The sequence below is a fragment of the Agrobacterium sp. 22-210-1 genome (genome assembly GCF_053522525.1).
The window spans coordinates 225,753-245,391 of the sequence record NZ_JBNWCI010000002.1 but is presented as its reverse complement, the minus strand read 5'-3'; the positions used below and the strand labels follow the sequence as shown (position 1 = coordinate 245,391).

At 60.2% G+C, this 19,639-nt stretch carries 15 protein-coding genes; 6 read left to right on the top strand and 9 right to left on the bottom strand.

The genetic code is table 11. From position 1 onward, the window contains the following. Positions 1-77 precede the first annotated feature (77 nt). Genes ACQZ5F_RS14115 through ACQZ5F_RS14100 form a run of 4 tightly spaced genes read right to left on the bottom strand, consistent with a single transcriptional unit; the run spans position 78 to position 3,565 of the window. A complete protein-coding gene (locus tag ACQZ5F_RS14115; protein ID WP_225338527.1) occupies positions 78-932 on the bottom strand; it encodes a metal ABC transporter permease in 855 nt (284 codons plus the stop codon). After that, on the bottom strand, positions 929-1,789 hold the full coding sequence (locus ACQZ5F_RS14110) for a metal ABC transporter permease (RefSeq protein ID WP_052819063.1): 861 nt from the start codon (positions 1,787-1,789) through the stop codon (positions 929-931). The genes ACQZ5F_RS14115 and ACQZ5F_RS14110 overlap by 4 nt, the downstream gene beginning before the upstream one ends. Beyond that, complete coding sequence (locus tag ACQZ5F_RS14105; protein WP_312359578.1) at positions 1,770-2,678, bottom strand: manganese/iron ABC transporter ATP-binding protein; 909 nt, start codon at positions 2,676-2,678, stop codon at positions 1,770-1,772. The genes ACQZ5F_RS14110 and ACQZ5F_RS14105 overlap by 20 nt, the downstream gene beginning before the upstream one ends. Continuing rightward, positions 2,675-3,565: a metal ABC transporter substrate-binding protein gene (locus ACQZ5F_RS14100; protein WP_046800816.1), complete on the bottom strand. Its 891-nt coding sequence runs from the start codon at positions 3,563-3,565 to the stop codon at positions 2,675-2,677. The genes ACQZ5F_RS14105 and ACQZ5F_RS14100 overlap by 4 nt, the downstream gene beginning before the upstream one ends. A 287-nt stretch (positions 3,566-3,852) precedes the next feature. Between ACQZ5F_RS14100 and ACQZ5F_RS14095 the strand changes: the two genes are divergently transcribed. Further along, a complete protein-coding gene (locus tag ACQZ5F_RS14095; protein ID WP_225338526.1) occupies positions 3,853-4,770 on the top strand; it encodes a hypothetical protein in 918 nt (305 codons plus the stop codon). Positions 4,771-5,133: 363 nt separating this feature from the next. Here the strand turns inward: ACQZ5F_RS14095 and lysS are convergent, their stop codons facing one another. The 5 genes from lysS to ACQZ5F_RS14070 form a co-directional block, all read right to left on the bottom strand. Further along, entirely contained in the window at positions 5,134-6,633 is a 1,500-nt protein-coding gene (gene lysS, locus ACQZ5F_RS14090) for a lysine--tRNA ligase (RefSeq protein ID WP_225338525.1), read from the bottom strand. Between the two features lie 222 nt (positions 6,634-6,855). Further along, positions 6,856-8,313, bottom strand: coding sequence for a glutamate--tRNA ligase (gltX, locus tag ACQZ5F_RS14085; protein ID WP_225338524.1), 1,458 nt, complete (start codon positions 8,311-8,313; stop codon positions 6,856-6,858). Between the two features lie 238 nt (positions 8,314-8,551). Then, positions 8,552-10,324 carry an SLC13 family permease gene (locus ACQZ5F_RS14080; RefSeq protein ID WP_225338523.1) on the bottom strand — a complete coding sequence of 591 codons (1,773 nt, stop codon included), beginning with the start codon at positions 10,322-10,324 and terminating at the stop codon, positions 8,552-8,554. A gap of 167 nt (positions 10,325-10,491) precedes the next feature. After that, positions 10,492-11,256, bottom strand: a complete 765-nt coding sequence (locus ACQZ5F_RS14075; RefSeq protein ID WP_046800820.1) for a TerC family protein — start codon at positions 11,254-11,256, stop codon at positions 10,492-10,494. 163 nt (positions 11,257-11,419) lie between these two features. After that, positions 11,420-12,106 (bottom strand): TetR/AcrR family transcriptional regulator, encoded by a 687-nt coding sequence (locus tag ACQZ5F_RS14070; protein WP_046800821.1) that lies wholly within the window; start codon positions 12,104-12,106, stop codon positions 11,420-11,422. A 160-nt stretch (positions 12,107-12,266) separates the two neighbouring features. Here ACQZ5F_RS14070 and ACQZ5F_RS14065 point away from each other — a divergent pair, with 160 nt between their 5' ends. The 5 genes from ACQZ5F_RS14065 (at position 12,267) to xylA (ending at position 19,546) form a co-directional block, all read left to right on the top strand. Further along, complete coding sequence (locus tag ACQZ5F_RS14065) at positions 12,267-13,469, top strand: HlyD family secretion protein (protein WP_052820791.1); 1,203 nt, start codon at positions 12,267-12,269, stop codon at positions 13,467-13,469. Positions 13,470-13,490: 21 nt separating this feature from the next. After that, positions 13,491-15,074, top strand: coding sequence for a DHA2 family efflux MFS transporter permease subunit (locus tag ACQZ5F_RS14060; protein WP_052820792.1), 1,584 nt, complete (start codon positions 13,491-13,493; stop codon positions 15,072-15,074). A 344-nt stretch (positions 15,075-15,418) separates the two neighbouring features. After that, positions 15,419-16,441, top strand: coding sequence for a LacI family DNA-binding transcriptional regulator (locus ACQZ5F_RS14055; protein ID WP_225338522.1), 1,023 nt, complete (start codon positions 15,419-15,421; stop codon positions 16,439-16,441). Between the two features lie 105 nt (positions 16,442-16,546). Further along, a complete protein-coding gene (xylB, locus tag ACQZ5F_RS14050; protein ID WP_225338915.1) occupies positions 16,547-18,001 on the top strand; it encodes a xylulokinase in 1,455 nt (484 codons plus the stop codon). A 234-nt stretch (positions 18,002-18,235) separates the two neighbouring features. Continuing rightward, a complete protein-coding gene (gene xylA, locus ACQZ5F_RS14045; protein WP_225338521.1) occupies positions 18,236-19,546 on the top strand; it encodes a xylose isomerase in 1,311 nt (436 codons plus the stop codon). Positions 19,547-19,639 lie beyond the last annotated feature (93 nt).

Below are 19,639 nucleotides of genomic sequence, written 5' to 3'. Positions count from 1 at the left end.
CTGCCGTCTCGCAGCGGACTCTCGAAAATGACGCGCAAAAGGCGAAAATGTTCCATGCGCCCGCAAAAATCGTTGTTTTAAATCCCTTTTTCAGCCGCCGCGTCGATCCGGCGGGCTTTCCAGGTGGTGCGGATGAAGGTTGCGACGAAGGCGATGCTCATGAACAGCACGATGGTGGGAGCCGGTGCACTGTCGATCAGGAAGCTCAGCCATATGCCTGACAGTGATGAGACGACCGCCACCATGATGGCCACAACAAGCATGGCGGAAAAGCGCCGTGTCAGCAGAAAGGCGATTGCGCCCGGCGTGACCAGCATGGCGACCGAGAGGATGATGCCCACCGCCTTCAGCGCGCCGACCACGGTGAGCGACAGGACCATCAGCAGACCGTAATGCAGGATACGCACCGGCAGGCCGATCGCCTTGGCATGTTGCGGATCGAAAGCATTGACCAGCAGATCCTTGCGTAACAGTCCGAGGAACAGCGTGGCGAAAAGCGCGATCAGGCCGGTCTCCAGCATGTCTGAGGGGGCAATGCCCAGCATGTCGCCGAAGAGGATATGATCGAGGTGCATGTCGCTCTGCACCTTCACGTAAAGCACCAGCCCCAGCCCGAACATGCCGGAAAAGACGATGCCGAGCACCGTATCTTCCTTGATGCGGCTGTTTTCCTTGATGAAACCGGTGCCGAGCGCGCAGATCATGCCGGCGATGAAGGCGCCGATGGAAAGCGGAATGTTGATGATATAGGCGATCACCACGCCCGGCAGCACGGCATGGGAAACCGCATCCCCCATCAGCGACCAGCCCTTCAGCACCAGAAAGCACGAGAGCATCGCCATCGGCACGGCGATCATCAGGGTGATCACGAAGGCATATTGCATGAAGGGCAGTTGAAACGGCAGGATGGCGAGTTCGAGATATTCACTCATGGCGTTTCTCCGAGCGCCTTGCGGGCCTTGGCTCTGGAGGCGAGCAGCCCGTGTTTGGGTGCAAAGACGAAGGCGGCAAGGAAAATCGCCGTTTGCAGCACGACGATGACGCCGCCGGTGGCGCCATCGAGGAAATAGCTGAGATAGGCGCCGACGAAGCTGGTGGCCGCGCCGATGATGAGGCTCATCAGGATCAGCCGCTCGAAACGGTCTGTCAGGAGATAGGCGGTGGCGCCCGGCGTCACCACCATGGCGACGACGAGGAAGGCTCCGACGGTCTGAAGGGCGGCAACCGTGGAGGCGGCGAGCAGGGTGAAGAAGATCACTTTCAGCACTTCCGGTTTCAGCCCCACGGTGCGGGCATGGTTCTCATCGAAGAAGACGACCATGAAGTCGCGCCATTTCAACGCCAGCACCAAAAGGCTGATGCCGCCGATCAGCGCCAGCTGAATGGTGTCTTCGGTGGTGATTGCCAGAATATTGCCGAGCACGATGGTCTGGATATTGATCGAGGTGGGCGACAGCGAAACCATGAACAGCCCCAGCCCGAAAAACGAGGTGAAGATCAGGCCGATGATCGCGTCTTCCTTGAGCCTCGTCTTCTGGTTCAGGAACAGCATGGAGCCGGCGGCAAGCCCGCCTGAGAGAAAGGCCCCAAGGGAAAAGGGCAGGCCGAGCATATAGGCGCCGGCAACACCCGGAACGATGGCATGGGAAAGCGCGTCGCCGATCAGCGACCAGCCCTTCAGCATCAGATAGGCAGACAGGAAGCCGCAGACGCCGCCGACCAGCGCGCTGACCCAGATGGCGTTCAGCATGTAGCCATAGGTGAAGGGCTCAAGAAGGCTGTTTATCATCGACTTTTTCCTTCGGAGCCTCAGGATCATGCCCATTCTGGCCATTCTTGCCGTAAATCACGAAAGGCCGTTCGTCATCGGTGATGACCTTCACCCGGCGTGGATCGGCATCGTCATGCAGGTCGGCCCCGCCGAGGATGAAGTGGCGCAGGCTGCCGCCGAAGGCTTTTTGCAGGTTCTCCTCGGTAAAGGTATCCTCGGTTCTACCTGACGCCAGCACCGTGCCCTTGACGAAGACTGCGCGGTCGCAAAATTCAGGGACGCTGCCGAGATTATGGGTGGAAACCAGCATGACGCGGCCCTCGTCGCGCAATGCCTTCAAAAGGGCGACGATCTGTTCTTCCGTCGTCACGTCGACGCCGGTGAAGGGTTCGTCGAGCAGGATGACCTGGCCTTCCTGCGCCAGTGCGCGGGCCAGAAATACCCGCTTCTTCTGCCCGCCGGAAAGCTCGCCGATCTGCCTTTTGCGATAATCGAGCATGTTGACGCGTTTCAGCGCCTCTTCCACCATCTGGTGATCGCGTTTGGACGGGATGCGCAGGAAGTTCATGTGGCCATAACGGCCCATCATCACCACATCCTCCACCAGCACCGGAAAGCTCCAGTCCACCTCCTCGGCCTGCGGCACGTAAGCAACGAGGTTTTTCCTGAGCGCCTCTTTCACCGGCAGGTCGAAGATCGAGACGGAACCGGCGGCCAGCGGCACGAAACCCATGATCGCCTTGAAAATCGTGGACTTGCCGGCGCCATTGACGCCGACAAGTGCAGTGATCGTTCCGCGGGGGATGGAGAAGCTGGCATTTCTCAATGCTGTGTGGCCGTTGCGATATGTCACTGTCGCATTTTGAACCGCCAGGCCGCCGGCAATTTTTTTACCGCCCATTCTCATGATGACAGGCCTTTTGCGATGGTTTCGCTCGTCACCCGCAGCAGATCGAGATAGGTCGGAACCGGGCCATCCGCTTCGCTCAGCGAATCCACGTAGAGTATGCCGCCATAGGTTGCGCCGGTTTCCTTGGCCACCTGCTCGGCGGGATCGGCGGACACCGTGCTTTCGCTGAAGATAACCTGGATATTGTGCTCGCGCATGGCGTCGATCACGCCACGCACCTGCTGCGGTGTGCCCTGGCTGTCGGCATTGACCGGCCACAGGAACAGTTCCTTCAGCCCGAAATCGCGGGCAAGATAAGAGAAGGCGCCTTCGCTCGTTACCAACCAGCGCTTGTTTTCCGGCAGAACGGAAAGCGTATCGCGAATGGGCTGGACGGTAGCCTTGATCTTATCCGAATAGGCCTTGGCATTGGCGGCATAGACATCGGCATGGGCGGGGTCGATCCCGGCAAGGCCCTTGCGGATATTTTCCACATAGATCAAGGCGTTATCGGGAGACATCCAGGCATGCGGATTGGGTTTTCCCTGGTATGCCCCGCCGCTGATCGCCATCGGCGTCACGCCATCGCTCACCGTCACGCTCGGCACGCCGGAGAGGTTGGCCAGGAATTTCTCGAACCACAATTCCAGATTGAGACCATTGCGCAGCACCAGATCGGCTTTGCGGGCTTTGAGGATGTCTCGCGGGGTTGGTTGATAGTTGTGAATTTCAGCACCCGGCTTGGTAATGCTTTCCACTTCGGCCGCATCGCCCGCCACGTTGCGAGCCATGTCGGCGATGATGGTGAAGGTCGTCACCACCTTTGGTTTTTCCTGTGCCACTGCGGCGGCGGGGAGAAAAAGTGAAAAAGCAAAAAGAGCATGCCGGATTTTCTGGAAGTTCACGTCTGTCACCGAATGTTTGTTGCGATTAATTCGCAATACCATCTGTTATAAAATCACACTTGTCAACGCTATTGCAAATCATTCGCAATTTAGCGTCATTTGAAAATGTCTGAAAATGGTGCGTTTTTGCCGGCGTTGCGCCGGGGTGGTTAAACTTTTTTCAATGAGAAAGCGGCAGTATCGTAAGGCTCGGACAACGAGGTTGCGAGCTTTATCCCGCGTGTGTTCCTCATCATCAGAGCCACGTTTCGGGGTGAGGGCGATAAGGCGGGGTACTTGATGTCAGGATGTTGCGGGTGAAAGCTGTATTCGGACGAATGCGGTTTTCGCGCAAACTCGTTGTGATCGTAGGCGGGATCCTGCTTTTGGCGGGTGCGACCGGTTCTGCTGCCGTGTTCATCGGCAGCGATCGGCTGCTTGGCCCATCCTACGCTTCCACCAACGGGCTTTCCTGCGACGCAGTCCAGACGGTCAACATCCGCAAGAACGGTTCCTTATGGGTGCGGAAATTCATCCGCACCGCAGGTGGTGATGGCACGGAGCGGTTGAAAACCGCACTCCGCGTTGCCAAGGCAGTTTACGATAAACAGAAGCCCGATCTGGTACAGGTGTCGGTGCTTGACCGAAATGGCCCGCAATTACGCTCGGAAATGCGCGGCCGGGCCATTGCCGCACAGGTCGTCTTCATTCCTGATCCCGCCAAAATTCCGCAGGGCGCCGATGCCCAGCGCTATTCCGCTTTTTATTATGATGGCGCGGCCAATGGCAGCGGCCAGTTTTATGGGCTGCGTATCGATCTACCGCTTGAGGACGCCGAAACCATGGCCGCAAGCCTGAGCGATACCGCCGATTGCGCGACGCCGGCTTCGAATACCATTGCTGAAGGCCATGAAGGCAAGGCTGCGAAAGGCGCGGCCGGACATGGCGAAGCCAAGGACGAGGGTGGCGGCCATGGTGCAGCACCCGCGGAAACGGATGAAGGCGGGGCCGGTGCGGAAGCGCACGGAGAACAGCCGTCTCCCGAAGCGCGGGGCGAACCCGGTGCCGATGAATTGCTGACTTCGACACCGGAAGCCGATGGCGGCAGCATCTTCAGCCTGACCTATCTGAAATCGTTGATCTTCGGAAAAGGCTCGACGACCGCGCAGGCGGCGGAGGAAAAACCGGCGGCTGAGGAGCCGGGTGCGGGCAAGGCCGGGCACTAGGGGCGTCCGTTTTAAACGGAGGCCGTTGTCCGATAGAAAAGCGAGTCAGGCCAATTGTAACGACGTCATCCTTGGGCTTGTCCCAAGGATCTAAACACGTGAACAAAATCAAACCATTGCAGATCCTCGGGACAAGCCCGAGGATGACGTCAGAGTGTCTGGCGAGGTTTGCCCTTCATCGAAGGACGCCCATACTTCATTCGTGTCCGAAGGGCGCGTGACGTCTGACCATCATTAAAAATCTATGTTATAGGCGGCGCGCGAAAATTTAAACCGGACAGCAGTGGGCCTGTCCCAAGCATGGCGATGAAGAAAATCTCATCCGGAGTAGGCGGCCGTGAGGCCGCCTTCGTTTTCGTGCGTTCAATCCGCCTTGTTGCGGCGGGCCGGGAAGAGGATGACGTCACGGATCGACGGGGCGTTGGTGAGCAGCATGATCAGGCGATCGACGCCGATGCCGAGACCGCCGGCGGGCGGCATGCCCTGGTCGATGGCATCGAGGAATTCCTCGTCCAGCTGCTTGTCCTTTTCACCGCGGGCGTGCGCCTGTTCCAGCTGTTCCACCATGCGGCGGCGCTGTTCTTCCGGATCGTTGAGTTCGGAGAAGGCGTTGCCCACTTCCCAGGCGTTGCAATAGCTTTCGAAACGCTCGACGAGGCGCGGCTCGCCCGGCACTTCCTTGGCAAACGGCGAAATGTCCTTCGGGAAATGCGTGACGTGGCTCGGCTGGATCAGCGTGCCTTCCACCTTCTCTTCGAAGATGAAGGCAAGGCATTCGCCCCATGTCCAGTCCTTCTCCACCGCAAAGCCTGCAGCCTTGGCGGCAGCGCGGGCTTCTTCGTCGGTCTTGATGGCAAGGAAGTCGATACCGGTCGCTTCCTTCACAGCATCAGGCATCGGTACGCGCTTGAACGGGCCCTTGAAGGAGATCGTCTGGCCCTGGAATTCAACTTCGGTCGTGCCGTGCAAGGCTATTGCCAGCGTCTCGAACAGCCGCTCCACGAGACCCATGATGTCTTCGTAGTCGGCATAGGCCCAATAGCACTCCATCATGGTGAATTCAGGATTGTGCCTTGTGGAAACGCCTTCGTTACGGAAGTTGCGGTTGATTTCGAAGACCTTGTCGGTCAGGCCCGAAACCAGCGTGCGCTTCAGGTACAGTTCCGGCGCGATGCGCAGATACATGTCCATCTTCAGCGTGTTGTGGAAGGTCTTGAACGGATCGGCCGTCGCGCCGCCATAGATGGTCTGCAGCATCGGTGTTTCCACTTCGAGGAAGCCTTCTGCCTCCATGAAGCGGCGGATGCCGGAGAGGATCTTCGAGCGCTGCAGGAAGCGCAGCTTGGATTCTTCGTTGGAGAGAATGTCCAGATGACGCTTGCGGTAACGCAGCTCGATGTCGGAGACGCCGTGCCACTTTTCCGGCATCGGCAGCAGCGACTTCGTCAGCATGGTGATTTCTTCGGCATTGATCGTCAGCTCGCCGCGCTTGGTGCGGCGCACCTTGCCCGTCACGCCAATGATGTCGCCGATATCGATCATCGGCAGCAGGTTGCGCGCCGCTTCCGGCGTCGTATCCTTGTGGGAGAAGATCTGCACCTTGCCCGAGGCGTCATGGATATCCATGAACATGCCGGAATTGCGCGAGGAATAAACGCGGCCGGCCACCGTCACCGTATCGCCGGTTTCAACGTCGGCTTCGATATCGGCGTATTTTTCCGAAAGCTCCGCATTGGTCAGCGTGCGGTGGAAATGCGCCGGATAGACATCGCCGATCTGCTCGCGCAGCAGCGCAAGTTTCTGGCGGCGCACTTCGGTGGCGTCGGAGGAGAGGGCGGTGGTTTCGGTCTTGGTGTCGGTCATTGTTTTTTGCCTTAAGAGGGCTTTGTTCGTTGCGGTTACCCCCCTCTGCCCTGCCGGGCATCTCCCCCACAAGGGGGGAGATCGACAAGTGGCTTACACCTTGCCCATGGAACGAGCGGGTGCGGCATCTGATCTCCCCCCTTGTGGGGGAGATGCCCGGCAGGGCAGAGGGGGGTATTTCGGGTATTCTAGAATGCTGCCGTCGCCGCCAGCACATAACTATCAGCTTCCGCTGCCAACCATCGTGGCCACAACGGCAATCGCCATCTTCAACCGCTGGCGCACCACGGAGCGGCCAAGCAGCGCCATCGAGTCAAACAGCGGCAGCGAGCGCGAGGAACCGGACATGGCCACAAACAGCGGCGGCGTCACGACGCGCAGCTTCTTGCCGGTCCGTTCGGCCACATCGCGCAGCTCGGCCTCGATCGCTTCCACATTCCAGTCCGGCATTTTTTCGAGGTCTGCGGCAACCGTGGTGAGGATTTCGTGGATTTCCTCCGGCTTGCTCTTCAGGCCCGCAAAGGAGGCCGGTGTCAGGCCGACATCGCTTGCGAGCAGGAAGCCGGCAAGGTTCGGCAATTCGCCGAGTCTTGAAATGCGGCTCTGCGCAAGCTTCAGGCCTTCGGTCAGACGGGCATTTTCCATCGCCCATTCCAGCGTGCGGGAAATGAATTCTTCCGGCGAAAGCTTTTCGCGCAGCCAGCGGCCGTTCAGCCAGTCCAGCTTCTGGATGTCGAAGATGGCGCCGGCCTTGGACAGCGCTTCGGGATCGAACTTCGCCGCCAGCTCGTCCATGGTCAGAAGTTCTTCGCCTTCGGCGATCTGGATGAAGAACAGGCCAAGGAAGTTCATCAGCGCTTCCGGCAGGTAACCGAGCGCAGAATAATAGGAGATCGAGGTCGGGTTCTTGCGCTTGGAAAGCTTGGACTTGTCGGCGTTGCGCATCAGCGAAAGATGCATGAACACCGGCTCCTGCCAGCCGAAATAACGGTAAAGCAGGATGTGCTTCGGCACGGAGGCCAGCCATTCCTCGCCGCGCGCCACATGGGTGATCTTCATCAGATGGTCGTCGATGACGTTGGCCATGTGATAGGTCGGCATGCCATCGGCCTTGATCAGCACCTGCATGTCAACCGAATCCCAGGGTATCGAGACATCGCCATAAACGCCGTCATGGAAATCGCACGAGCCTTCGGTCGGGATTTTCATGCGCACGACATTGGCCTCGCCGGCGGCGACGCGGGCGGTGACTTCCTCGGCCTTCAGGTTAAGGCAATGGCCGTCATATTTCGGCGGCTTGCCGGCGGCGCGCTGCGCTTCGCGCATTTCTTCCAGCCGCTCGGGCGTGCAGAAACAGCGGAAGGCATGGCCTTTTTCCAGCAGTTCTTCTGCATAGGGCCAGTACATCGGCTTGCGCTCGGACTGGCGGTAGGGACCGTAAGGTCCGCCGACATCGGGGCCTTCCGACCAGGTGAGGCCGGTCCAGCGCAGGGCTTCCAGCACCTTCTGCTCATATTCAAGGGTCGAGCGGGTGGCGTCGGTATCCTCGATGCGCAGGATGAACTCGCCGCCATGTTTCTGGGCGAAGAGATAGTTGAACAGCGCGATATAGGCGGTGCCGACATGCGGCTCGCCGGTGGGGGAAGGTGCGATGCGGACGCGAACGCCGGAAGTGGTCATGAAATTCACTCGTCGTGACGTGGCAGTGACATCGGGGCGGTTTCATCCCTCTGTCACGATGTTTTCGTTTGGATGCGGCAGGAAATCATGTTGGAAGACGCAATGAAAGCGTCTTTTGCACATTCCCGTTCGGCTTCGGCTTAGGCCATATTCTGCCGCAGGCGTCAAGGAAATACGAAGCCTGCGCTGTCTTCGCACGGCGACGGGACGCGCTGGTTCAGCGTCCTGGCCCAGAGTCCTAGTTCACTGGCCAGACGTAAAGGAGCATGGGAATGCTGGCAATGACGATCATGATCGACAGCGGCAGGCCGAGGCGCGGATAGTCGCTGAAGCGGTAACCGCCGGGGCCCATGACCAGCGTGTTGCACTGGTGGCCGATGGGGGTGAGGAAATCGCAGCCGGCGCCGATCGCCACCGCCATCAGGAAGGCCTCCGGCCGGAACCCGAGCGTGGTGGCGAAACCGGCGGCGATGGGGGCCATGACCAGCACGGTGGCGGCATTGTTGAGGAAGGGCGTCACTGCCATGGCGGTCAAGAGGATCATGCCGAGCGCCGCGAAAGGCGGCAGCCCTTGCGCTGCCTGGCCCAGCCAGGCGGCGATCAATTCGCTGGCGCCGCTGGTGCGAAGACTGTCACTGACGGGAATAAGGGCGGCGAGCATGACGAGGATCGGCCCGTCGATCGATTTATAGACTTCGGCAAGCGGAATGGCGCCGACGACGATCATCAGGAAGGCGGCGGCGAAAAAGGCGACCGAGACCGGCACCAGCCCGCTGCCGGCGGCAAGCATGGCCGCGGCCAGCACGATGACGGGCAGAAGCGCACGGCGCTGCACGCCGAGCAGGATTTCCCGCTGGGCCAAGGGCAGAAGGGAGAACTCCTGCAATACGTGCGGCAGGTTCTTGCGGCTGCCCTGCAGCAGGATGACGTCGCCCGCCTGCAAGGTCAGGTCGGAAAGCCGCTGGCTGACGCGCTGGCCGCGACGGCTGACGGCGATCAGATTGACGCCGCGCGTGTAGGACAGGGAAAGTTCGCGGGCTGAAATGCCTGTTAGCACCGATTCATTGCTGATCACCGCTTCCATGGAGATGAGATCGCCGGTTTTCTGGCCGTTTTCGGTTAGCGGTTTGCCGGACAGCAGCAGTTTCGCCTGCGAAACGATGCGGTCCAACCCTTCGGGGCTGCCTTCAAGCAGAACCGTGTCTCCGGCCTTCAGCTTGACGTCGGGGAAGGGGGAGATGCGCCGCGGTCCGCGCAGGATGGTGCTGGCGATCACGTCGCCATCGGCCTGTTTCAAAAGTTCGCGCAGCGGCCTGTCGGCAAAGGTGCTGTCGGCCGGCAGCGTTGCCTCCGCCGTGTAGGTCGCCTGGTCGAGAGCATCCTCCACCGATGCCTGCTGGCGGTTGCGCACCGGCAGCAGCCGGTAACCGAAGGTCAGGAAGATGATGCCGATCACGGTCAGCCCCGCACCGACGGGGGTGAAGTCGAACATCGAAAAGCTCTGGCCGGTCATTTCCTCCCGCAGCCGGGAAACGACGATGTTGGGCGAGGTGCCGATCTGCGTCATCAACCCGCCCAGCAGCGCGGCAAAGGCCATCGGCATCAGATAATAAGAAACGGGGCTGCCGGATTTGCGGGCAAACTGGAAGGCGACGGGCATCATGATGGCAAGTGCGCCGATATTCTTGATGAAGGCCGACATGATGGCGACGACGATCATCAGAAAGGCCAGTTGCAGGCCCTTGGAATGCATTTCCGGGAAATATTTCTTGATCGTCATATCGACGACCCCCGAACGCGCCACGGCCGAACTGACGATCAGCGCGCTTGCGACGATGATGACGATATCGTCGGAAAAACCGGAGAAAGCCTTGTTGAAAGGCACGACGCCAAGCGCCACCGCCACCAGCAATGCGCTGCAGGCGATGACGTCGTAACGGAACCTGTCCCAGATGAATGCTGCCATCATGCCGGCGATCACGGTGAAGGCGAGGATCTGGTCAGTCGTCATGCTTGCCTATGCTTTCGAAGGAGAGGCGCCGATAGAGGGCTCTATCGGTGATGGTGTCGAAGAACGCAAGGCGGGGTCATGCGGTTCCGGGCCGGAGCTTCATATCTCTCCTGTCATGCCGGGGCTTGATCCGGCATGACAGGGACAATGGCGTTGATATCCGGGCGTTAATGCCGGGTGTCGCCCGAAGCTTCTGCCTTCTTGCGCTGCCGCGCATTGCGCGCAAACATGTTAAGCACCTCCACCAGCGCCGAAAACGCCATGGCGGCATAGACATAACCCTTGGGAACATGGAAGCCCATGCCTTCGGCGATCAGCGTCGTGCCGATCATCATCAGGAAGGCGAGCGCCAGCATGACGATGGTGGGGTTGCGCTCGATGAAGTTGGCGAGCGGGGTTGCGGCGAGCAGCATGACGGCAACGGCGACGACGACGGCGACGATCATGATCGGCAGGTGCGGCGTCATGCCAACGGCGGTGATGATGCTGTCGACCGAAAAGACGAGGTCGAGCAGCAGGATCTGGCCGATCGCCGCGCCGAAGTTCATCGCCACCGGGCCACCCACCATGTCTTCCTTGTGATCTTCAGGATCGACATTGTGGTGGATTTCCTTGGTGGCCTTCCACACGAGGAAGAGACCGCCGGCGATCAGGATCATGTCCTTCCACGAGAAGGCGTGGCCGAAGACTTCAAACACCGGTGTGGTGAGCTGCACGATCCAGGCAACGGTGCCGAGCAGACCGAGACGCATGACGAGGGCAAGGCCGATTCCGATCTTGCGGGCTTTTTCGCGCTGTTCAGGCGGCAGCTTGTTGGTGAGGATGGAGATGAAGATCAGGTTGTCGATGCCGAGCACGACCTCCATGACGATCAGCGTGACGAGCGCCACCCAGGCGGCGGGGTCAGATAGAAGAGGGAGAATGGACTCCATCAGGTAAGTTTTCCTTTCAGCAACAAGGCCAGCCGAAACATTCGGTGGGTGGAATTTATAGCGCAATACGCGAGAAACAAGCGCATGAGGCCCCCACCACGCAAGATTTCATCGAAATTTCGCGCAGGCCGGGTGTCGGCGCTGGTGCCGTTGCTGAATGAAATCAGGCCCTGTTGGTTCCGTAAGCCGCCATGAATACCGTGATGGCGCTGTTGATCACCCGGTCGAGTTCCTCTTCGGGAACCGGGCCGTCGATTTCTCCGAACAGGCGCAGCTTGAAGAAGGTGCCGGTGGAAAGCTCTATATATTGCCGGGCGGCAAGCTCGACATCATCCACTTTCAGGTGTCCGAGCGCCACGTGGTGCTCGATGAAATCCTGAAGCACGGTGCGCACATTATTGGGCGCCGCAATGAAGAAACGCTGCGCCAGCTTCGGCATGCGGTCGATGACGCCGATGACCGAGCGCATGGCAGGGACCATGTCCGAACAGATCATCTTGTTGGCGAAGGCCTTGCCGAACTGCTTCAGGCCTTCGCGCACCTCTTCGGTGCCGGCCAGAATGTTGCGCATGGAGGTGGCGAATTCCTGCCGGTGCTGATCGACGAGGGCGGCGAAAAGATCTTCCTTGTTGGAGAAATAGACATAGATCGTACCCTTGGAAACGCCCGCTTCCCGGGTGATGTCGTTCATGCTGGCGGCGTCGAAGCCCTTGCGCTTGAAAACGCGCCAGGCGCCGGCCAGAATCTGCTCGCGCTTTGCCGGGTCCTCACCCGCCGCAAAGCGCCCGGCGGGGTTTCCGGGACAGCCCGTTTCCATGTCCGCTTCCATATCCATGTTTCCCCCTGCCATCGTTATCGCCTCCTAGCACCACAATGGCGTAAAAAAAATTAACCAGACGTCGAACCAATCGGTTCGATAACACTTGATATGTGTCAGGAAAGAGATTAAGTCAATCGAACCGAACGGTTCAGTTCGAAAAACTTTCTTCAATCTATCACGGTATACTCTCATGTCGGCCCAGAAGAATAGCGCGGTTCGCGCCGTCAACGATGCGGAAGAGGCGGATATCTCCGCCAAGGCCGAGACCTCTCCGGCAAAGCCGGCTGATGCCCCGCCGCAACAGCCGCCCCAGACAACCGCTGCTCCGAAGCAGAAGAAGCGTTCGAAGCTTCTGCCGGTCATCGCCGTCGCCCTTCTCGCCGGTGCCGGCTGGTACGGTTACAACTGGTGGATCGATGGCCGCTTCATGGTCTCGACCGATGATGCCTATATAGAAGGTGACATCGCGGTCATCGCGCCCAAGGTGTCGGGTTACGTTGCCAAGGTGAACGTGGTTGAAAACCAGGAAGTCAAGGCGGGCGATCCGCTGGTGACGCTGGATGATGGCGACTATCGCATTGCGCTTGAACAGGCTGAGGCGCAGATCCGCACAGAGGAGCTGTCGCTGAAGCGTATCGATGCGCAGATCATTGGCGGCGAGGCATCGCAGGAACAGGCCGTTGCCCAGAAGGGTGCGCTGGATGCCGCCCTTCGCGGCGCGGAAATCACCCAGAAGCGTGCCAGCGAATTGCAGGCGAAGGACGTCGGCACCGTTGCCGCTTCCGACAATGCCCAGGTTGCGCTCGATCAGGCCAAGGCGAATGTCGTGGCCGGTGATGCGGCGATCTCTTCCGCGAAAGCCAATGTCGAGCTTCTGCGCGCCCAACGCGAAGAGGCCGAAAGCACCATCCGCTCGCTGCAGCTTTCCCGCGACAAGGCTGCTCGCGACCTGTCCTTCACCGTGCTGAAAGCGCCCTATGATGGCGTCATCGGCAATCTGGCGGTGCAGACGGGTGATCTCGTCTCAGTCGGCAAGCGTCTGGCTTCGCTGGTGCCGATGAATGAGCTTTATATCGACGCCAATTTCAAGGAAACGCAGCTGGCCAGCGTTGTTCCCGGCTCGAAGGTTCGTGTCCATGTGGACGCCTTCGATGATGCGACCATTGAAGGCACGGTGCAGTCGATCTCGCCCGGCTCCGGTTCGGTCTTCTCCATGCTGCCGCCGGAAAATGCCACGGGCAACTTCACAAAGGTCATCCAGCGCGTGCCTGTTCGTATCGTCTTCTCGAAGGACGATCTTGCAAAGCACAATCTGCGTGCGGGCCTGAGCGTTGTCGTTGATGTCGACACGCGCACGGCGCCTGAAAATACGAAAACGGCGCAAGCCAAGTAAAGCGTCGTCGAGGGCAAGATCATGGCGGCTACGGTTGTCGGTACGGGCGGGGCGTCGATCCCCGCCGATCCTCCGATGGACAGGCGCAGGCTCATCGCGTTCTTCGCGATGGTCTTCGGCATGTTCATGTCCATTCTCGATATTCAGATCGTTTCCGCCTCGCTGGCGGAAATCCAGGCCGGCCTCGGCGCCGGCTCGGATGAGATCGCCTGGGTGCAGACCTCCTATCTGATCGCCGAAGTGATCATGATCCCGCTGTCCGGCACGCTGGCGCGCATTCTCTCCACGCGCGTGCTTTTCGCCACCTGTGCGGCCGGCTTCACGCTTTCGAGCGCGCTCTGCGCCACCGCCACCAATATTGACCAGATGATCGTCTACCGCGCGATCCAGGGCTTTATCGGCGGCGGCATGATCCCGTCGGTCTTTGCTGCCGCCTTTACGATCTTCCCGCCCTCGAAGCGCTCAGTCGTCTCGCCGATCATCGGTCTCGTCGCCACGCTTGCGCCCACCATCGGGCCGACGGTCGGCGGTTATCTCTCCAATGCCTTTTCCTGGCACTGGCTGTTCCTCGTCAACATCATCCCCGGCATCATCGTCACCATCCTCACCTGGAGCCTGATCGATTTCGACAAGCCGGAAAAGTCGCTCTGGAAGAAGTTCGACTGGTGGGGGCTGATCTCCATGGCGGTCTTCCTCGGCTCGCTGGAATATGTGCTGGAAGAGGGCAATAACAAGGACTGGTTCAACGACGAGCATATCGTCCTTGGCTCCGTCGCCATGGTCATCGGTGCCGTCGTGTTCTTCTGGCGCGCCTTCAAGGTGGAATTCCCGGTCGTCGATATTCGCGCCTTCGCCGACCGAAACTTCTCCATCGGCTCGCTGTTTTCCTTCGTCATGGGCATCGGGCTTTACGGGCTGACCTATCTTTACCCGCTCTATCTCGGCCGGGTGAGGGGGTATGATGCGCTGATGATCGGCGAGACCATGTTCGTCTCCGGCCTTGCGATGTTCTTCACCGCGCCGATTGCCGGCAAGGTCTCCACCAAGCTCGACCCGCGGGCGATGATGGCCATCGGCTTCATCAGCTTCGGCTGCGGCACGTGGATCATGACCTATGTGACGACCGACTGGGACTTCTATGAACTGCTGATCCCGCAGATCCTGCGCGGTTTTGGCCTGATGATGTGCATGGTGCCGATCAACAACATCGCGCTCGGCACGCTGCCGCCCGCCCGTATCCGCAATGCATCGGGCCTGTTCAACCTCACCCGTAACCTCGGCGGCGCGGTTGGCCTTGCCGTCATCAACACCCTGCTGTCGCAGCGCACCGACGATCATTATGTGCGGCTGGCGGAACATATCAGCTATTCCAATCCGCAGGCGCTGGAATGGCTGAACAATGTCGGCGCGAACTACGATTCCTACGGGTTGGACGGCGCTTCCGTCGCGATCAAGAAACTGGTCGGCATGGTCTCGCAGCAGGCATGGATATTGGCCTTCGCGGATGTGTTCTTCGCGCTGACGCTTTTGTTCGGCAGCCTCATCTTCATGACAATCCTGATCCAGAAACCCAAGGCAGCGCCGCCGCCAGATGCGGCGCACTGATAAAAATCCCCTCCCATCCACCGCAGAGCTGGGGCCGTCGAAAATGACGGCCCCTTTTTTGTTTTGAATATGGAGCGAGCGGGGGGCGGCACATTTCTTCTCCCCGTCGGGGAGAAGTCCGCGGCAGCGGGATGAGGGGGCGACGGTAGCGATAGACCGAGAGCTAGCCCCCTCATCCGACCCTTCGGGCCACCTTCTCCCCGGCGGGGAGAAGAAACGCGCGGCACCGTTTCGCCAAGAGCCGCCAACCCGATACCGCCTTCCGAAGAAATATGAGGTACGTACATCATTTTTCGGTTTACCTCGGCCTCAAAGCTGGATATTCAAAGGCGAGGGGAGGAGCCATGAAGCCGACAGTTCATGATATTGCCGAGCGCGCAGGCGTCAGCCTCGCCACCATCGACCGGGTGCTGAACATGCGTCCGGGCGTTCACGCCGCCACCCGCGCCCGCGTGGAGGCGGCGATTGCCGAGCTTGGTTATGTGCGCGATATCGCCGCTGCCAATCTGGCCAAGGGCCGTAATTATTCGCTGGTCTTCATCCTGCCGGGCAACGACAATTCCTTCATGGCAACGCTGAGGGCCGAGGTTCGGGCCGCCGCCTCCCGCTCCCATCTGGAACGCACGGCGATCCGCATCATCGAGGTGCCGCCCTTTAATGCCGCGGCGCTGACCGAGGCTCTGGAGGTGGCACGGCGGGAAAAACCGTCGGGCGTGGCTTTCGTCGCCACGGATTCGCAAGATGTGGCGGAAGCGGCAGACCGGCTGGCGGAAGACGGCATTGCCACGGTGACGCTGGTGTCCGATCTTTCCGGCTCGCGCCGCGACCATTATGCCGGTGTCGACAATGCCGCGGCGGGACGCACGGCGGCGAGCCTGATGGGACGTTTCCTCTCCAGCTGCGGTGGCGATATCGCTGTTGTCGCCGGTTCCATGCTGGTGCGCGACCATCGCGAACGTCTGGAGGGTTTTCGCGCGGTCATCGAAGCCGAATTTCCGCAATTGCGGCTTCTGCCGGTGCTGGAGGGCAAGGATGACCCGGCAACCGTCGAGGCGCTGGTTGCCGGAGCGCTTGGCAATGCTGCACTCTCCGGCATCTACAGTCTCGGCGCCGGCAATCGCGGCCTCATCCGGGCGCTCCGAGCCGCCGGCGGTGAAAGGTCGCTGTCTGTCATTGCCCATGAACTGACGGAAAACACCGCCAATGCGCTGCGGGAAGGCGTGCTTGACGCCGTGCTCAATCAGGATGCCGGCCATGAGGTGCGCAGCGCCATCCGCGTGTTGAAAGCGCGTGCCGACGGCCAGCCCGTCATCGCAGCGCAGGAACGTATCCGTATCGACATATTCCTGAGGGACAATCTTCCCTGATGAGAGCATTTCCAGGAAAAGTGGCCGCCGGTTTTCCGTCCGGAAATGCGGTGACTTTTAAAAAACGCTGAAAGTGGCGCATGGAGCGCCGGAATGGAGAAATACATGTATCTCGGTCTCGATCTTGGCACTTCAGGCATCAAAGCCCTGCTGATGGATGGCGATCAGAAGATTGTCGGTTCGGCAAACGGCTCGCTGGAGGTTTCGCGTCCGCATCATGGCTGGTCGGAACAGGATCCCGCGGACTGGATAGCCGCCGCGAAAACCGCCGTCGCCGGCCTGAAGCAGAAGTTCCCGAAGGAGCTTGCCGCAGTGAAGGGCATTGGCCTTTCCGGCCAGATGCATGGCGCGACGCTTGTTGATGCCGAGGGCAAGGTACTGCGCCCCTGCATCCTGTGGAATGACACCCGCTCCCATGCCGAGGCCGCAGCACTCGACGCCGATCCACGTTTCCGCAGGATCACCGGCAATATCGTCTTCCCCGGCTTCACCGCGCCGAAGCTTGCCTGGGTGGCGAAGAACGAACCTGAAATCTTCGCCAAAGTGGCCAAGGTGCTGTTGCCGAAGGATTATCTGCGGCTGTGGCTGACGGGCGAATATATCTCCGAGATGTCGGACTCCGCCGGCACCTCATGGCTTGATACCGGCGCGCGCAAATGGTCTTCCGAACTTCTCGCCGCCACCGGCCTGGATGAAAAACACATGCCGTCGCTGGTGGAAGGCACGGATGAGGCGGGCGTTCTTCGCGCCGAACTCGCCGGTGAATGGGGCATTTCCGGCCGTGCCGTGGTGGCCGGCGGTGCGGGTGACAACGCCGCCTCCGCCTGCGGCATGGGCACGGTGAAGGAGGGCCACGCCTTCGTTTCGCTTGGTACATCCGGCGTGCTCTTCGCCGCCAATGCCTCCTATCTGCCGAAGCCGGAAAGCGCCGTGCACGCCTTCTGCCACGCGCTGCCCAACACCTGGCACCAGATGGGCGTCATCCTCTCCGCCACCGATGCGCTGAACTGGTATTCCCGCCTCACCGGGCAATCCGCCGCCGATCTGACCGGCGAGCTGGGCGAGACACTGCTTGCGCCCACCGGCGTTACCTTCGCGCCCTATCTTTCCGGCGAGCGCACCCCGCATAATGACGCGGCCATTCGTGGCTCCTTCATCGGTCTTTCGCATGAAGGCGACCGCAAGGCGCTGACCCAGGCGGTGCTGGAAGGTGTGACCTTTGCTATCAGGGACAATCTCGAAGCGCTGAAATCCGCCGGCACCTCGATTTCCCGCGTCACCGCCATCGGCGGCGGCTCGCGTTCGGCCTATTGGCTTGCCTCGATTGCCACCTCGCTCGGCGTGCCGGTGGATATTCCGGCAGAAGGCGATTTCGGTGCGGCCTTCGGTGCTGCTCGCCTTGGCCTGATCGCCGCGACAGGGGCCGATCCGGTGGCGGTCTGCTCGCAGCCGGAGACGGCGCGGACGATTGAGCCGGTGGCTGATCTGGCCGGGGCCTATGAGGAGGCCTATCGGCGGTATCACGCGCTTTATCCGGCTATTCGGGCGCTTTCGCATTGAGACGCGGAGTGTGCGGTTTACCCCCCTCTGCCCTGCCGGGCATCTCCCCCTCAAGGGGGGAGATCGGCAGGATGCTACCTCTCGCTCCATCTTCAACCTCGCGTGAGGACAAGACGTAGCCGCTTGTCGATCTCCCCCCTTGAGGGGGAGATGTCCGGCAGGACAGAGGGGGGTGAGCCGCGCCCTCCAACCTATACCGAACACCACCTAACCCACCCCAAGAGGAGGATCACCATGAGCACAGGTTTTTTCGGCGATATCGCCAAGATCAAATATGAAGGCCCCGACAGCACCAATCCGCTGGCCTTCCGCCACTACAACCCCGATGAAGTCGTTGCCGGCAAGCGCATGGAAGACCATCTGCGTTTCGCGGTGGCCTACTGGCATACCTTCACCTGGCCGGGTGGTGACCCCTTCGGCGGCCAGACCTTCCAGCGCCCGTGGTTCGAAGACAGCATGCAGGCTGCGAAGCTGAAGGCAGATGTGGCCTTCGAATTCTTCTCGCTGCTCGGTTCGCCATTTTATTGCTTCCATGACGCCGATGTGCGCCCTGAAGGCCGCAACTTTGCTGAAAACACGAAGAACCTCAACGAAATCGTTGATTATTTTGCTGAAAAGCAGGCGCAGACCGGCGTGAAGCTGCTGTGGGGCACCGCGAACCTTTTCTCCAACCGGCGTTTCATGTCCGGTGCGGCAACCAATCCGGATCCGGATGTCTTTGCATTCTCCGCCGCCACGGTGAAGACCTGCATGGACGCCACCAAGAAGCTCGGCGGCGCGAACTACGTTCTGTGGGGCGGCCGTGAGGGTTATGAGACCCTGCTCAACACCGATCTGTCGCGTGAGCTTGACCAGCTGGGCCGCTTCCTCAACCTGGTGGTCGAATATAAATACAAGATCGGCTTTGAAGGCACGATCCTGATCGAGCCGAAACCGCAGGAGCCGACCAAGCACCAGTACGACTACGACGTCGCCACCGTTTATGCCTTCCTGCAGAAGAACGGCCTGGAAAAGGAAGTGAAGGTCAATATCGAGCAGGGTCATGCCATTCTCGCCGGCCATTCCTTCGAACATGAGCTGGCCATGGCCAATGCCTTCGGCATTTTCGGCTCCATCGACATGAACCGCAACGATTACCAGTCCGGTTGGGATACCGACCAGTTCCCCAACAACGTGCCGGAAATGGCGCTCGCTTATTACCACGTGCTTGCTGGTGGCGGCTTCAAGAATGGCGGCACCAATTTCGATTCCAAGCTGCGTCGCCAGTCGCTCGATCCGCAGGATCTGCTGATCGGTCATATTGGCGGCATGGATTGCTGCGCCCGCGGCCTGAAGGCGGCGGCGAAGATGGTCGAGGACGGCGCGCTGTCGAAGCCGCTTGCGGAGCGTTACGCCAAGTGGGATTCCCCCGAGGCCCAGAAGATGCTGCGCGGCGAACTGAAGCTTGACGAGATTACCGCGCTGGTGGAGCGGGAGGATATCAATCCCGAGCCGAAATCCGGTCGTCAGGAATATCTGGAAAACGTCGTCAATCGTTACGTCTGACACGGAAGTCCATTGTTGAAAAAGCGCGGCGGGGGATCATCTCCCGCCTTTTTTGTGCGCTGTTCCAGGGCAATTTCGCGCCGGTCTCTCGCC

Excerpts from the sequence above, each read along its gene's own strand:
- ACQZ5F_RS14115 (WP_225338527.1), bottom strand. The coding sequence starts at position 932 with ATGAGTGAATATCTCGAACTCGCCATCCTGCCGTTTCAACTGCCCTTC.
- ACQZ5F_RS14110 (WP_052819063.1), bottom strand. The coding sequence starts at position 1,789 with ATGATAAACAGCCTTCTTGAGCCCTTCACCTATGGCTACATGCTGAAC.
- ACQZ5F_RS14105 (WP_312359578.1), bottom strand. The coding sequence starts at position 2,678 with ATGAGAATGGGCGGTAAAAAAATTGCCGGCGGCCTGGCGGTTCAAAAT.
- ACQZ5F_RS14095 (WP_225338526.1), top strand. The coding sequence starts at position 3,853 with ATGTTGCGGGTGAAAGCTGTATTCGGACGAATGCGGTTTTCGCGCAAA.
- lysS (WP_225338525.1), bottom strand. The coding sequence starts at position 6,633 with ATGACCGACACCAAGACCGAAACCACCGCCCTCTCCTCCGACGCCACC.
- gltX (WP_225338524.1), bottom strand. The coding sequence starts at position 8,313 with ATGACCACTTCCGGCGTTCGCGTCCGCATCGCACCTTCCCCCACCGGC.
- ACQZ5F_RS14080 (WP_225338523.1), bottom strand. The coding sequence starts at position 10,324 with ATGACGACTGACCAGATCCTCGCCTTCACCGTGATCGCCGGCATGATG.
- ACQZ5F_RS14075 (WP_046800820.1), bottom strand. The coding sequence starts at position 11,256 with ATGGAGTCCATTCTCCCTCTTCTATCTGACCCCGCCGCCTGGGTGGCG.
- ACQZ5F_RS14070 (WP_046800821.1), bottom strand. The coding sequence starts at position 12,106 with ATGGCAGGGGGAAACATGGATATGGAAGCGGACATGGAAACGGGCTGT.
- ACQZ5F_RS14065 (WP_052820791.1), top strand. The coding sequence starts at position 12,267 with ATGTCGGCCCAGAAGAATAGCGCGGTTCGCGCCGTCAACGATGCGGAA.
- ACQZ5F_RS14060 (WP_052820792.1), top strand. The coding sequence starts at position 13,491 with ATGGCGGCTACGGTTGTCGGTACGGGCGGGGCGTCGATCCCCGCCGAT.
- ACQZ5F_RS14055 (WP_225338522.1), top strand. The coding sequence starts at position 15,419 with ATGAAGCCGACAGTTCATGATATTGCCGAGCGCGCAGGCGTCAGCCTC.
- xylB (WP_225338915.1), top strand. The coding sequence starts at position 16,547 with ATGTATCTCGGTCTCGATCTTGGCACTTCAGGCATCAAAGCCCTGCTG.
- xylA (WP_225338521.1), top strand. The coding sequence starts at position 18,236 with ATGAGCACAGGTTTTTTCGGCGATATCGCCAAGATCAAATATGAAGGC.